This is a genomic window from Streptomyces kronopolitis, from assembly GCF_050953795.1.
Lineage (GTDB): Bacteria > Actinomycetota > Actinomycetes > Streptomycetales > Streptomycetaceae > Streptomyces > Streptomyces kronopolitis_A.
Map to the genome: position 1 here is coordinate 6,782,376 of NZ_CP191850.1, position 12,721 is coordinate 6,795,096.

A 12,721-nucleotide genomic window follows, 5' to 3' on the forward strand; every position below is an offset into this window, starting at 1 on the left:
ACCACCCCCTGAGACGGGGTGGCCCGGGACGGGGGTCCGGGCCGCCCGTACCACCGAGGCGGCACCGGTTCTCGAACCGGTGCCGTCCTCGCCGGTATTGGGGACCGCGGACGGCGGGCGGCTGAGGACGACGGCGAGGTGCCGTGCCAGGCGTAGCGGCCCCGGGGTGATCCGAAAGACACGGCCTAGAGTCGGGCCCATGCAGAACACCGCCGAGACCGGCCCCGACGCCCCCATCGACGTGACGCCCCTCCTCGACGATCCGTACGCCGCCTATGCCGCGTTGCGCGAGGCCGGCCCGGTGCACCGGATCACCGGCGCCGACGGAAGTCCCGCCTGGCTGGTCACCCGCTACGACGACGTCCGCAGCGCCCTGGCCGACCCCCGGCTCTCCCTGGACAAGCGCCATGCCGGGCCCGGCGGATACCGGGGGTTCGCGCTGCCGCCCGCGCTGGACGCCAATCTGCTGAACATGGACCCGCCGGACCACACCCGGGTCCGCCGCCTGGTGGTCAAGGCGTTCACCCCGGGCCGGGTCGAGACGCTGCGGGCACCCGTGCGGCGGGTCGCCGACGAGCTGCTGGACGCGATGGCCGAGCGCGGCCGCGCGGACCTGATCGCCGACTACGCGGGGCCGCTGCCGATCACCGTGATCTGTGATCTGCTCGGCATCCCGCAGCGCGACCGCCGGGACTTCCTGGCCTGGTCGGACGCGCTGATCACCCCCGACCCGAGCCGGCCGGAGGCGATGAAGCACGCGATCGGGGCGATGCTGGAGTTCTACACCGGGCTGATCGCGGCCAAGCGCGCCGAGCCGGGCGACGACCTGCTCTCGGACCTGATCGCGGTCCGCGACGACGAGCCCGGGGACGACGGGGGCGACCGGCTCACCGAGGACGAGCTGACCTCGCTCGCCTTCCTCATCCTCTTCGCCGGATACGAGAACACCGTCCACCTCATCGGCAACGCCGTGCTCGGTCTGCTGGACCGGCCCGAACTACTGCGTCAGTTGCAGCACAATCCAGCCGAACTGCCGACCACCGTGGAGGAGTTCCTGCGCTTCGACAGCCCCGGTCCACTGGCGATCCGCCGCTTCCCCCGCCAGGACCTGGAGATCGGCGGCGTACGGATCCCGGCCGGGGACAGCGTGCTGCTGTCGATCGCGTCCGCGAACCGCGACCCCGCGCGCTTCCCCGCCCCGGATGTGCTGGACCGCGGCAGGGACCTCTCCGGCCACCTCGCCATGGGGCACGGCATCCACTACTGCCTCGGCGCGCCGCTCGCCCGGATGGAGGCCGTCACCGCGATCGGGGCGCTCCTCGCCCGTTTCCCGGGGCTGCGACTGGACGTCCCGCGTGGTGAATTGCGGCATCGCAGGTCCCTGCGCTCGCGTGGCCTGATTTCGCTGCCCGTCGCGTGGTAGACGGCAAGCGAACAAGTTTTTGAGGCATAACCGTTCGCTCATGCGGTAAAAAGGTGTCTGAGCCCGCCCGGTGTGCATCCCCCGTCGCACCGGGCGGGCCTTTCCTTTGGGCGTTTGCGCCGTTTGCAGTCGCGACACGCCGAACGAACGGCACTCTCGTGGCCCGTCTGGCTCAACTGTGCTGCGCGTGTCCGCTCCACTCCATAGCGTGACGTCATGGCACTTCACTCGCGGATGTCCAAGAAGGCGGCGTCGACGGTACTGCTCGCCGCCGCCGGGGTCTCACTGGCGTGCATACCGGCCGCGGCGGACGGGGCGACGACCCGTCAGTCCGGTGCGGGCGAGGCCGGGGTGCGGGCCGTCACCGCGCCCGGCATACCGAGGCTGCCCGACGGACTGTCCGCACTGTCCTGGATGGTGGCCGACGCGGACACCGGCAATGTGCTGGCCACCAAGAGCCCGCACCGGAAGCTGGCCCCGGCCAGCACCCTCAAGACGCTCTTCGCGGTGACCGTCCTGCCCAAGTTCCCCTCCGGCACCGTGCGCCAGGTCAGCTCGGCGGACCTCGCGGGCGTCGGGGCCGGCAGCAGCGTCGTCGGCGTCCGGCAGGGCCGCAGCTACACCGTCGCCGATCTGTGGCGCGGGGTCTTCCTGCGCTCCGGCAACGACGCGGTGCACGTGCTGGCCTCGATGAACGGCGGCTGGCGGACCACCGCGCGGGAGATGCAGCAGACCGCCCGCAGGCTCGGCGGGCGCGACACCACCGTCAAGTCCCCGGACGGGTATGACGCGCCCGGTCAGGTGTCCTCTGCGTACGACCTGACGGTCTTCGCCCGTGCCGGGCTCGCCAACGCCGACTTCGCCCGTTACTGCTCCACCCCCAGCGCCCTGTTCCCCGGCGCCGGTGGTGCCACCCGGATCGAGAACACCAACCGCATGCTGGTGGGCTCGCACGGGCTGTCCCGCTACCCCGGCATCATCGGCGTGAAGAACGGCTACACCTCCCGGGCCGGCAACACCCTGATCGCCGCCGCCCGCCGCAACGGCCGCACTCTGCTGGTCACGGTGATGAATCCGCAGTCGAAGCAGGCCAACGGCGTCTACAAGGAAGCCGGTTCGCTGCTGGACTGGGGCTTTGACGCCGAGGGCAAGGCCCAGCCGGTGGGCACCCTGCACGCGGTGAACGCCTCCTACGACGGTGGCGCCCGGCCGGGTCCGGTGGCAGCGGGTGTCACCGGGTCGGATGTCCGCGGTGGTGCGCCCTGGCGCTCGGCCGTGGTCCTGGGGGCGGGCGGTGCGGGCGTCGCGGCGATCGGCCTGGGCGCGCTGCTGACCGGCCGGCGTCAGCCGCGCGGTCGCGCTGGCGAACGGCGCGGCACGGCGTAGGACCCCACCGCCGGCGGTCGCTCGCCGTACGACCCGAAGAGTCGCTCGCCGTACGACCCGAAGAAGGGGCTCCGCATGTCCCCGCGGAGCCCCTTCCTCATCTGCCGTCGGTCCGGAGCCGGGGCGCGGTCTCCGCGGCCGGTACGGGCCCGGAGCCGGCCAGGCGTCCGGTCAGCTCCCGGGACCAGGCCAGGAGCCCCGCGATGTCGATCCCGTAGGGGGGCGCCTCCTCGTACGGTGCGAGGGCCGAGGTCCCCCGGTCGAGGAGTGCCCTGCCGCCCACGGCGTTGCCGCGTGCCGCATGGGTGAGTCCCACCGCGAGCTGGGCGAGTCCGCGCCACAGCTCGCGCTCCGCCTCCGGCGCCGCCTTCCAGGCGTCCTCCAGCACCTCGTGGGCGTGGAACGGCATCCCGTCGTCGAGCAGCCGCTGGGCTTCCGTCAGCGACTGTGCGGGCGTGCGGGACACCCCCTCGGGCTGGCGCGCCACCCCCGGGGACCCGTAGGGGAGCGGGCGGCCGAGCCCGTCGCGGGGGCGGGCGCTGCGCGCCCGGCCCTCCTCGTCACGGTCCCGGCGGGGCGCGGTCGGCGGCTCGGGGGCGCGGCGGGAGCCGGTCCCGGCTGCACCGTCGCGGGCGGTGTCCCCTGCTGGGCCGTCCGCCCCCTGCGTGTCGTCCGCCGCCCCCGCGCCGCAGTACGCACAGGCCCCGCCGCCGGGCCGTTCGCGGATCTGGCCGCAGGCCTCGCACACCTGGTCCAGCCAGCAGGCCGGGTCGCCGCCCTGCTCGCCCGCCCAGGGGGTGCCGGGCGTCCGGGACGGGGGCGGGTTCGGGGCGTCGGGGTTCTGGTCCGCGGGGTTCACCCTTCGATTGTGCGGGGTGGGGCCCGCCGGTGTCAGTCCCGCTCGACCTCGTAGAAGCAGAAGTGATCCTTGATCGGGGCGACCTGGTCGTGCGGCTCGGGGTAGGCCCAGACGAGGTCCTCGGGGCCGCCGGGCAGCGACCAGTAGGAGGCCGTGCCCTTGAAGGGGCACACCGTGTGCGTGTCGGAGGGGACCAGCAGCTCGGTCCGTACGTCCTCGGGCGGGAAGTAGTAGCGCACCGGGTAGCCGGTCTCCGTGAGCAGGAGCGGGCGGCTGCTCTCGGCGATCAGCCGGCCGTCGATCTCGACGCGGACGTGCTCGGTGCCCTGCGTGACGTCGATGTGGTGGCCTTGCGTCGTGCTCATGGTCGGGTCTCCTTGCCGGATCGGTGGGGCGTTGCCCGCCTCCCAGGATGGCACCGGGGCGGGACGGTGGCGCTCCCGCGCGGCATCCGGCGGCGGGACACGGGCGGCGGTCATGGCCACCGCCCGTGTCCCGCCGTGCCTCACACCTCGCGGATGCCGTGTCCCGCCCACGGCGGCGCGGGGGCGACCAGGCCGGTGAGGAAGGCGCGGGTGGCCTCCGGCAGGGGCACCGAGCGGCCCGCGGCCCGGTCCACATGCAGGGTGAACTGCTCCCCGGTGGCCACCGGTTCGCCCGTCGGCTCACCGTCGAACATCTCGTGGAGGAAGCGGAGCTTCTTGCCGTCCACCCCCAACACGGTCGTGCGGACGGTGAGTTCGGCGCCGCGGGACACCTCGCGGAGGTAGCGGACATGTGTCTCGACCGTGTAGAGGGAGCAGCCGGCGCGCTCGCGGTAGGACGGGCCGAGGCCGGCCGCCGCCATCAGGGCGTCGGTCGCGAAGCCGAAGACCAGGACGTAGTAGGCCTCGCTGAGGTGGCCGTTGTAGTCGATCCAGTCGTCCTGGACCGTGCGGCGGAAGAGCGGGAGGCCCTCCGGGGGGAGGTGCTCCGGCGGGTGGGTGCTCATCGGGCGGTGCCTCCCAGCCGGCCGGTGGCGCGCAGGACGTCTATGACGCCCTGGTCGCGCGCGGCGACCAGGTCCGCGTAGCTGCGGTCGCCCGCCGCCTGCGCGCAGCCCTCGACCATGGCGTCGCGCAGCGCGCGGTCCAGTTCGGGCGCCTCCAGCCGGGTCCACGGCGATTTCAGGGACGGGCCGAAGTGGTCGAGCATGTGCGCCATGCCGCCCTCGCCGCCGGCCAGCGCGAAGGTCAGGCAGGGGCCCATGAACGCCCAGCGCAGCCCCGGCCCTTCGGTGATCGAGGCGTCGATGTCCTCGACCGTGGCCTCGCCGTTGGCGACCATGTGCAGCGCCTCGCGCCACAGCGCCTCCTGGAGGCGGTTGGCGACGAAGCCCGGCAGTTCGCGGTCCATGGTCAGGACGGACTTGCCCGCCACCTCGTAGAAGCGGGACGCCCAGTCGACGGCCGCGCGGTCGGTCCGCTCGCCGCCGACGACCTCGACCAGCGGGATGAGGTACGGCGGGTTGAAGGGGTGGCCGACGACCAGGCGGCCGGCGTCGTCGGCCGCGGTCTGCATGTCGGTCATCGGGTAGCCGGAGGTCGAGGAGGCGATGACCACGCCCGGCCGGGTCGCGGCGGTCAGCTCGGCCAGCAGTGACCGCTTCAGCTCCAGCTTCTCGGGGGCGCTCTCCTGGACGAAGTCCGCGTCGGCGACGGCCTCGGCGAGCGACCCGGCCACGGTCAGCCGCTCCGGCGCCGCCCCCTCGGCCGTGCCCATCTGTTCCAGTGCGGGCCAGGCGGCGGCCACCAGGCGGCGGAGCTTCTCCGCGGCGTCGGGGGCCGGGTCCCAGGCGGTGACGTCGTAGCCGCGGGCGAGGAAGTGGGCGGCCCAGCCGCCGCCGATCACTCCGGCGCCGATACAGGCGACACGGCGTACGTCCTCGGGGGCGCAGGGGGCGGGGGTGGTCTCGGACATGACGGGCGGCTCCAGAAGGGGGAGGCGGGGAGGGGGGAAGAGCGTTCGGTTCAGCCGCGCGGCTTCAGCCCCAGGCGGGCGCGTGCCTGGTCGGGGGTGGCGACCGTGGCGCCGAGCAGCTCGGTGAGCCGGACGGCACGCTCGACGAGCTGACCGTTGGTGGCCTTGACGCCCTTGCTGAGGTAGAGGTTGTCCTCCAGGCCGACCCGGACGTTGCCGCCGAGGAGGATCGACTGGGCCGCCCACGGCAGCTGCATCCGGCCGAGCGCGAAACTCGCCCACTGCGCGCCTTCGGGGAGCATGTGCACCATGGACTGGAGCACTCCGGGGTCGGCCGGGGCGCCCCACGGGATGCCCATGCACAGCTGGAAGACGGTCGGGTCGTCCAGCAGCCCCTCGTCCAGCAGCTGCCGGGCGAACCACAGCTGACCGGTGTCGAAGATCTCCAACTCGGGCCGCACGCCCAGCTCCTGGATGCGCCGGGCGCCGGCCCGCAGCATGTCGGGGGTGGAGACGTAGAGCGTGGAGCCGTCCCCGAAGTTGAGGGAGCCGCAGTCCAGGGTGCAGATGTCGGGCAGCAGTTCCTCGACGTGCGGCAGCCGCTCCAGGCCGCTCACCAGGTCCGTGCCGGGCAGCTGCCGCAGCGGGCGTTCCGGGTCGATCACCAGGTCACCGCCCATGCCGGCGGTGAGGTTGATGACGACATCGGTGCCGGTCTCCTTGATCCGCTCGACCACCTCCGCGTACAGCCGCGGATCGCGGGACGGGTCGCCGGTCTCGGGGTCGCGGACGTGGATGTGCACGACGGCGGCGCCGGCGGCGGCCGCCTCCACGGCCGAGGCGGCGATCTGCTCGGGCGTCACCGGGACGTGCGGGGAGCGGCGGACGGTGTCACCGGCGCCGGTGAGCGCACAGGTGATGATGACCTCGTTGTTCACGGGGATCCCTTCGGTGGGGTGGGGTGCCTCGGGGGCGGGGGGGAAGGGCAGGAGGGGGCGTCAGTCGGCGGGGGTGAGTTCGCTCGTCACGAAGGCCAGCAGGGCGGTGTGCATGGTGTCGGGGCCGGTGCTGTCCGGCGCGGTGGCCAGCACCTGCGTGGCCAGGCCGTCGATCAGCGCGGTCAGCCGCAGCGCGGTGAACTCCGGGTCGACGGCCCGGAAGACGCCCTGGTCGACGCCGCGCCGGACGACATCGGCGACGGTGGTGCGCCACTGCCGGTAGTAGTGCTCGTGGAGCCGCCCGACGGCGGTGGAGCGGGCGGCCTGGGCCCACAGGTCCAGCCAGACCAGCCACTGGCGGCGCTGCTGCGCGGAGCGCGGGGTCTGCAGTGCGATCAGGTGCAGCAGTTCGGCGTGCGCGTCAAAGGCCTCGGCGAGGCCTGCTGCGCGGCGTTCGGTGTCCTCGTCCATGCACCAGCGGACCGCGGCCTCCAGCAGCTCGTCGCGGCCGGGGAAGTGATAGTGGACGGCGGCGGTGCTGGTGCCGCAGGCGGCCGCGATGTCGGCGACCCGTACGCCGTGGAAGCCGTGTTCGGCGATCAGCCGGACGGTCTCCCGCACGATCTGCAGCGGCCGGCCGCCCTCGGGGACGGCCGCCGGCTCGCGGTCGGGCGCCGGCGCGGGCCGGGCCGGGGCGCCGAGCAGCCAGCCGGTGTCGACCGCGCCGATGTCGGCGATCCGCACGATCTCGGCCAGCGTGAACCGCCGGGTGCCGCCCAGTGACCGGGAGAGCTTCGAGGGGTCCATCACGATCCGGCGGGCGAATTCGCGGTGGCTGCAGCCGAGCCGGCCGATCACCTGGCGGACACGGTCCGTGACATCGCCGCTGTCGTCGGTGACCCGGGCTCCGGGGGAGTCGTCCATGGTCCGGGACCGTAACAGCGTGTTGAGATCATCGCAATGGTGTGACGGAGGAGCTAGGGGCTTCATCAGCTTGTTGCGGCGGATTCCGGGCGTGGAGTGGGGGCTCGGCTGATGCTTGAGTCAGTGTGAAGCGAAGGCGTGCCTGACGGCTTCGCGCCGGTACGCTGGATACGCCGCAATCCGGGTGAATGTGGCAAAGTGACGTCATGGCTGACCGGGGAGCGAAGCGGCCCACCGTGTCGGTGCCGGACGACTGGCCCGCCCACCCGGACCTGACCCTGGCCCTCAACGGGATGGGCGGCTTCGACTGGGACCTCGACAGCGGGCTGATGCACATGGACGCGCCCGCCCTCGAGGTGTTCGACATGCTCCCGGGGGACTACGACGACCGCCCCGAAAGCCTGCGGCGCCACCTCCCGCCCCATGAGGCGGCCCGGCTGGACGCGCTGGTCGCGCGCGCCCTCAAGGACGGCAGCGACTCCTACGGCGCCTACTTCCGGGTGCGGCTGCGCGACGGCGAACTGCGCTGGACCCACAGTCAGGGCAGCATCCGCCGGGACGGCGGCGGCCGGCCCCGCCGCATCATCGGCGTGGTCCGCGACGCCAGCCAGGAGTACACGCACGCGGCGGAGCGGGTCGCCGGCGACGAGGAGCGCCGCCGGCACACCAGCGTCGTCGAGCGCACCACCGCCGCCCTGGCGCACGCCCGGACGGTCGGTGACGTGATCGCCGTGCTCGCCGACGAGCAGGGGCTGAGCCGGCTGGGCGCGGAGAACGTGATCCTCGGTCTCGTCGAGGCGGGCCGGATCCGGCTGATCTCCGAGGGCAAGGCGGGCAGCTTCGTACCGGACCTGGAATACACGCGGGTGGGTGACGAATTCCCGATGAGCGAGGTGGTCCGCACCCTCACCCCGCGGTACGTGGCCAGCCGCGAGGAGTTCCGGCACGGCTGGCCGCGGCTGTGGCCGGCCGTCGAGCCGCTGAACGTCAACTCCGCCGCCTATCTGCCGCTGATCGCCCAGGGCCGGCCGATCGGTGTGATCGGCCTGTTCTTCGAGCGCGAGAGCGACTTCCGCGACCAGGAACGCAGCGTCCTGCTGGCGCTGGGCAGCAGCATCGCGCAGAGCCTGGCCCGCGCCATGCTCTACGACCAGGAGCACGATCTCGCCGCGGGCCTCCAGCAGGCGATGCTGCCCCGCCGGATCCCCGGCGTCCCGCACGCGCAGATCGCCGTGCGCTACCGCTCCGCCCGCATGGGCCGGGACATCGGCGGCGACTGGTACGACGTCATCCCGCTGCCGGACGGCCGGGTCGCCGCCGTCATCGGCGACGTCCAGGGCCACGACACCCAGGCCGCGGCGCTGATGGGCCAGCTGCGGATCGTGCTGCGCGCCTACGCCGCCGAGGGGCACGCCCCGGCCACCGTCGTGGCGCGGGCCTCCGCCTTCCTCCACGAGCTGGACACCGAGCGCTTCGCGACCTGCACCTATGTCGACGCGGACCTGAGCACCGGCTCGGCCCGGATCGTCCGGGCCGGCCATATCGACCCGCTGCTGCGGCACGCCGAGGGCATCTGCCGCAGACTGCCGGTGGCCGGCGGGCTGCCGCTCGGCATCGCGTCCGAATTCCGCCGGCTCGACTACCCCGTGACCACCGTGCAGCTCGCCCCCGGCGACACCCTGCTGCTGTGCACCGACGGCATCGTCGAGCAACCCGGCACCGATCTCGACGTCGGGATGCGGCAGTTGGCCCGCGAGGTCCGCGACGGTCCCCAGGACGTCCAGCAACTCGCCGACCGGCTCTGCGAGTCGGCGGACGTGCGGACCGGCGAGGACGACATGGCGCTGCTGCTGCTGCGCCGCCTCGGCGTCCCGGAGCACGACACCGTCGGACGGTTCCGCCAGCACATCGCGCCCGCCGACCCCGACGGACTGTCGGCCGCACGGCACATGATCCGGGCCGCGGTGCGCGCCTGGGGCGCCGCCGAGCGGTCCGAGGAGATCGAACTGGTCGCCGATGAGCTGATCACCAATGCGCTGCTGCACACCGACGGCGAGGCCGTCGTCAACATCCGTATGCCGCACAGCGTCGGGCGGCTGCTGCGGCTGGAGGTCGAGGACCACTCCAGCAGCCTGCCGCGCCGCCGGGAGCCGGGGGAGGCCGGTGTCTCGGGCCGCGGTCTGCTCCTCGTCGACCGCCTGGCCGATGTGTGGGGTGTGGAACCGCGCGGCAGCGGAAAGTGCGTATGGTGCGAGTTCAACTGCTCCTGACCCGCGCGGCATCGGGCCGCGGCGGGCGGCAGTCGGCGCAGCGGGCGCCGAGGGTTCGGCACGGTCGAGTGAGGACGGTTCTATGGCATCGCGGGCACCGGAACAGCGCGAGGAAGCCCGCCGGCTGGCGGCGCAACTGACCGCGGAAGGCGTGCTGAACACCGCGCTGACCTGGGTGGACAACGCGGGCATCACCCGCGTCAAGACCGTTCCCGTGCAGCGGTTCGCGGCGGCGGCCCAGCGCGGCGTGGGGATGTCGCCGGTCTTCGACGTGTTCACCTCCTACGACGACATCACCGCCTCCGACCACGTCGGCGGACCCGACGGGGACCTGCGGCTCATCCCCGACCTGGACCGCGTCGTCACCCTCGCCGCCCAGCCCGGCTGGGCCTGGGCGCCGGTGGACCGCTACGACCAGCTCGGCCGGCCGCACCCCGCCTGCCAGCGGCAGTTCGCCCGGCGGATGGTGGAACGGGCCGCGGCGGCGGGCCTGCAACTGCGGATGGGCTTCGAGACGGAGTGGATCGTCACCCGCGCCCCGGCGGGGCACGGCCCGGCCGCCGGCGGCGCGGACGAGGTGCTCGATTACCCCTGCGCGGGCCCCGCCTACGGCATGACGCGCGTCGTCGAACTCTCCGACTACCTCCGGGACGTCACCGAGGCGCTCGGCGTCCAGGGCCTCGACGTCCTCCAGCTCCACCCCGAGTACGCCCCGGGCCAGTTCGAGGTCACCACCGCCCCCGCCGATCCGCTCCGCGCCGCCGACGACGTGGTGCTGGTCCGCGAGACCGTCCGCGCCGTCTCCGCCCGGCACGGGCTGCGCGCCTCCTTCGCGCCGTCGTTCGTCGCCGGCCAGGTCGGCAACGGCTGCCACCTCCACCTCGGCCTCTACCGCGACGGCGCCAGCCTGCACCGCGCCGCCGGCGCCGAATGGGGCCTGGCGCCCGACGCGGTGGCCTTCCTCGGCGGCCTCGTCGACGCCCTGCCCGCCCTGCTCGCCCTCGGCTGCCCCTCGCCCGCCAGCTATCTGCGGCTGCAGCCCTCCCACTGGGCGGGCGTCTACCAGTGCTGGGGGGTGGAGAACCGGGAGGCGGCGCTGCGGCTGATCACCGGTGCCCCCGACGACCCGGACGGCGGCCACGCCGAGCTGAAGACCTTCGACGCCGCCGCCAACCCGTATCTCGCCGTCGGCGCGGTCATCGCGGCCGGACTGCACGGCATCGAGTCGGCGACGCAGCTGCCCGCCCCGCAGACCGGCGACCCGGGCGTGCTCGGCGTCCGCGAACGGGCCCGGCGCGGCATCGTCCGGCTGCCCGCCACCCTCACCGAGGCCGCCGACCGGCTGGAGAAGTCGGCCCCGCTGCACGAGGCGATGGGGGAGATGCTGCACGGCGCGGTACTGGCCGTGCGGCGTGCGGAGGAGGCCCACTTCGCCGACAGCGAGCCCGAGGAGATCGCCGCGGCCACCCGCTGGCGCTGGTGAGGTCCCCGGGGCTCCCGCCGCGTGCACGGATCCGGGGGCCCGGGGGAGCGGGCGCGGAACCGGACGGCCGACGTCCGTGCGGCCACCGGTGGAGCGGCCGGGCGGCGCGCTGGAAGGCGGCGGGAGGTAAGGGGCGGGAGCCGTGAGTGGCTGTTCCCGCCCGGCTGCCCGTTCCGTTCCGACGGCATGCTTTACTGCGCTGCGTGGCCCCTACAACGACCGCCGAAAAAGGCGAAATACCCCTGCGTTCCCGGATATTCGCCGATCTGACCCCGCTGCGCACCTCCCCGGACTACCGCCGCCTGTGGTGCGGCAACACCATCTCCTGGATGGGCCAGCAGATGACCGCCCTCGCGGTCTCCCTCCAGGTCTACGCCCTCACCCACTCCACCTTCTCGGTCGGTCTGGTGGGCCTGTGCGCGCTGGTCCCGCTGGTGGTCTTCGGGCTGTACGGCGGCGCCATCGCGGACACCGTCGACCGCCGCACCCTGGGCCTCTACAGCGCCATGGGCGCCACCGCGATGTCCGTCGTACTGGCCGTCGCCGCCATGGCCGGATTCCACCGGGTCTGGCTGCTCTACGCCGTCGTCGCCGTCCAGGCCGTCTGCTTCGCCTTGAACTCGCCGGCCCGCTCCTCGATGATCCCCCGGCTGCTGCCCGCCGAGCAGCTGCCGGCCGCCAACGCGCTCAACTCCCTGACCAGCAACATCGGTTGGATGGGCGGGCCGATGCTGGGCGGCGTCATCGTCGGCCTGTGGGGCTACCAGACCGCCTATCTGATCGACGTGGTGGCGTTCGGCGGCTCGCTGTACGCGATGTGGCGGCTGCCGTCCATGCGACCGGACCAGGGGGAGGGGCCGCGGCGCCGGGCCTCCGTCCTGGACGGGCTGCGCTTTCTCGCCACCCGGCCGAATCTGCGGATGACGTTCCTCTCCGACCTGGCGGCGATGGTGCTGGCCCAGCCGCGGGCGCTGTTCCCCGCGGTCGCGGTGCTCTGGTTCGGCGGGGACGCCAAGACCGTCGGTCTGCTGGTCGCCGCGCCCGCGGTGGGCGCCGTACTGGGCGGGCTGTTCTCCGGCTGGCTCGGTGGGATCCGCCGGCAGGGACTGGCGATCCTGGTGGCGGTGGCCGCCTGGGGCGCGGCCGTGGCCTGCTTCGGGCTCTCCCGTCAGCTGTGGCTGGGCCTGTTCTTCCTGGCGGTGGCCGGCTGCGCGGACACCGTCTCGATGGTGTTCCGCAGCACCATGCTCCAGGCCGCGACGCCGGACGCGATGCGCGGCCGGCTCCAGGGCGTCTTCATCGTCGTCGTCGCGGGCGGACCGCGGCTGGGCGACTTCCTGGCCGGGTCGGTGGCCGATCTGACCTCCCCGGCCACCGCGGTGATCGGCGGCGGTCTGGCCTGTGTGCTGGTGGTGGCCGGCCTGGGCCTCGCCCGCCGGGGCTTCGCCCGCTACGACGCCCGCGACCCTCAGCCGTGAG

General features: G+C 73.6%; 11 protein-coding genes. 5 read left to right on the top strand and 6 right to left on the bottom strand.

The features are described from left to right. Positions 1 to 199: 199 nt before the first annotated feature. On the top strand, positions 200 to 1,423 hold the full coding sequence (locus tag ACQP17_RS29935; RefSeq protein WP_433859069.1) for a cytochrome P450 family protein: 1,224 nt from the start codon (positions 200 to 202) through the stop codon (positions 1,421 to 1,423). A 216-nt stretch (positions 1,424 to 1,639) separates the two neighbouring features. Next, complete coding sequence (locus ACQP17_RS29940; RefSeq protein WP_433859070.1) at positions 1,640 to 2,809, top strand: D-alanyl-D-alanine carboxypeptidase family protein; 1,170 nt, start codon at positions 1,640 to 1,642, stop codon at positions 2,807 to 2,809. Positions 2,810 to 2,906: 97 nt separating this feature from the next. On the opposite strand, the gene ACQP17_RS29945 is transcribed toward ACQP17_RS29940, so the two are convergent. From ACQP17_RS29945 to ACQP17_RS29970, 6 genes are all read right to left on the bottom strand, one after another. Beyond that, on the bottom strand, positions 2,907 to 3,668 hold the full coding sequence (locus tag ACQP17_RS29945) for a DUF309 domain-containing protein (RefSeq protein WP_433859071.1): 762 nt from the start codon (positions 3,666 to 3,668) through the stop codon (positions 2,907 to 2,909). A gap of 32 nt (positions 3,669 to 3,700) precedes the next feature. Then, complete coding sequence (locus ACQP17_RS29950; protein ID WP_433859072.1) at positions 3,701 to 4,033, bottom strand: DUF427 domain-containing protein; 333 nt, start codon at positions 4,031 to 4,033, stop codon at positions 3,701 to 3,703. Between the two features lie 140 nt (positions 4,034 to 4,173). Next, a complete protein-coding gene (locus tag ACQP17_RS29955) occupies positions 4,174 to 4,659 on the bottom strand; it encodes a thioesterase family protein (RefSeq protein ID WP_433859073.1) in 486 nt (161 codons plus the stop codon). Continuing rightward, positions 4,656 to 5,627, bottom strand: a complete 972-nt coding sequence (locus tag ACQP17_RS29960) for a 3-hydroxyacyl-CoA dehydrogenase NAD-binding domain-containing protein (RefSeq protein WP_433859074.1) — start codon at positions 5,625 to 5,627, stop codon at positions 4,656 to 4,658. Before ACQP17_RS29960 ends, ACQP17_RS29955 begins: the two co-directional genes overlap by 4 nt. Positions 5,628 to 5,677: 50 nt before the next feature. Then, on the bottom strand, positions 5,678 to 6,565 hold the full coding sequence (locus tag ACQP17_RS29965) for a 3-keto-5-aminohexanoate cleavage protein (protein WP_433859075.1): 888 nt from the start codon (positions 6,563 to 6,565) through the stop codon (positions 5,678 to 5,680). 60 nt (positions 6,566 to 6,625) lie between these two features. Beyond that, positions 6,626 to 7,489, bottom strand: coding sequence for a TetR family transcriptional regulator C-terminal domain-containing protein (locus tag ACQP17_RS29970; RefSeq protein WP_433859076.1), 864 nt, complete (start codon positions 7,487 to 7,489; stop codon positions 6,626 to 6,628). A 206-nt stretch (positions 7,490 to 7,695) separates the two neighbouring features. On the opposite strand from ACQP17_RS29970, the gene ACQP17_RS29975 reads away from it, so the two are divergent. From ACQP17_RS29975 to ACQP17_RS29985, 3 genes are all read left to right on the top strand, one after another. After that, positions 7,696 to 9,759: a SpoIIE family protein phosphatase gene (locus tag ACQP17_RS29975; protein ID WP_433859077.1), complete on the top strand. Its 2,064-nt coding sequence runs from the start codon at positions 7,696 to 7,698 to the stop codon at positions 9,757 to 9,759. Positions 9,760 to 9,841: 82 nt separating this feature from the next. Further along, complete coding sequence (locus tag ACQP17_RS29980) at positions 9,842 to 11,242, top strand: glutamine synthetase family protein (RefSeq protein ID WP_433859078.1); 1,401 nt, start codon at positions 9,842 to 9,844, stop codon at positions 11,240 to 11,242. Between the two features lie 203 nt (positions 11,243 to 11,445). Beyond that, positions 11,446 to 12,720 (top strand): MFS transporter, encoded by a 1,275-nt coding sequence (locus tag ACQP17_RS29985; RefSeq protein WP_433859079.1) that lies wholly within the window; start codon positions 11,446 to 11,448, stop codon positions 12,718 to 12,720. The last annotated feature ends 1 nt before the right edge of the window (position 12,721 follow it).

Bases quoted from the DNA above. Each gene is read 5' to 3' on its own strand.
- ACQP17_RS29975 (WP_433859077.1), top strand. From the start codon at position 7,696: ATGGCTGACCGGGGAGCGAAGCGGCCCACCGTGTCGGTGCCGGACGAC.
- ACQP17_RS29980 (WP_433859078.1), top strand. From the start codon at position 9,842: ATGGCATCGCGGGCACCGGAACAGCGCGAGGAAGCCCGCCGGCTGGCG.
- ACQP17_RS29940 (WP_433859070.1), top strand. From the start codon at position 1,640: ATGGCACTTCACTCGCGGATGTCCAAGAAGGCGGCGTCGACGGTACTG.
- ACQP17_RS29970 (WP_433859076.1), bottom strand. From the start codon at position 7,489: ATGGACGACTCCCCCGGAGCCCGGGTCACCGACGACAGCGGCGATGTC.
- ACQP17_RS29935 (WP_433859069.1), top strand. From the start codon at position 200: ATGCAGAACACCGCCGAGACCGGCCCCGACGCCCCCATCGACGTGACG.
- ACQP17_RS29960 (WP_433859074.1), bottom strand. From the start codon at position 5,627: ATGTCCGAGACCACCCCCGCCCCCTGCGCCCCCGAGGACGTACGCCGT.
- ACQP17_RS29950 (WP_433859072.1), bottom strand. From the start codon at position 4,033: ATGAGCACGACGCAAGGCCACCACATCGACGTCACGCAGGGCACCGAG.
- ACQP17_RS29955 (WP_433859073.1), bottom strand. From the start codon at position 4,659: ATGAGCACCCACCCGCCGGAGCACCTCCCCCCGGAGGGCCTCCCGCTC.